General features: G+C 78.9%; 1 protein-coding gene. It reads left to right on the plus strand.

Annotation, left to right across the window (positions count from 1 at the left end; genetic code table 11):
* Nucleotides 1-170 precede the first annotated feature (170 nt).
* On the plus strand, nucleotides 171-437 hold the full coding sequence (locus tag ACFQ3T_RS36970; RefSeq protein ID WP_380730867.1) for a hypothetical protein: 267 nt from the start codon (nucleotides 171-173) through the stop codon (nucleotides 435-437).
* Nucleotides 438-593: the final 156 nt, after the last annotated feature.

A 593-nucleotide genomic window follows, 5' to 3' on the forward strand; every position in this document is an offset into this window, starting at 1 on the left:
CGCGGCGGGGTCGGCCCGGCCGTCGGCGCGGGAGGTCCGCAGGGCTTCGGCATGTACCCGCCGATGGCGCCGGGCAACCGCGAGGAGGACGGCGAGCACCGCAACCGCTACGACAGCGGCCTCGACCTGCTGGACGACCTGCCGCCCGCGTTCCCGCCGGTGCTCGGGGAATGAGCGACGGCTACCGCGTCGACCCGGACGAGCTGACCGCGTTCGCCGGGAGGGCGGCGGAGGCGGCCGACGAGGCGCGCGCCGCGGCGTCCACTGTGGACGTCCCGGTGGGCGACCTCGGCCCGGAGGGCGTCACGGAGGCCGTGGAGCTGCTGGTCGCCGAGTGGGCGCGGGCGCTGCGCGGCGTGGAGCTGGACGCGGTCGCGGACGAGCTGCGCGCGCTGGCCGAGACGCCCCGGCGGGCCGACGAGCTTCGCCATGACTGACTACCGCGGCCTGGGGTTCGACCCCGTGCCCGGCAACGCGGGCGCGGTGGCGGCGGCGAGCGTGCGGTGCGCGGTCGCGTTCACCGTTCCCGGCGCGCCGCCCGACGGGTGGACGGGCGCGGCGGCGGAGGGGTTCGGTGCGCGGTGGGAGGCGGC

The sequence above is a fragment of the Saccharothrix hoggarensis genome (assembly GCF_042678885.1).
Lineage (GTDB): Bacteria > Actinomycetota > Actinomycetes > Mycobacteriales > Pseudonocardiaceae > Actinosynnema > Actinosynnema hoggarensis.

What these genes read in the sequence shown, in the direction of transcription:
- ACFQ3T_RS36970 (WP_380730867.1), top strand. Translation starts at nt 171, where the DNA reads ATGAGCGACGGCTACCGCGTCGACCCGGACGAGCTGACCGCGTTCGCC.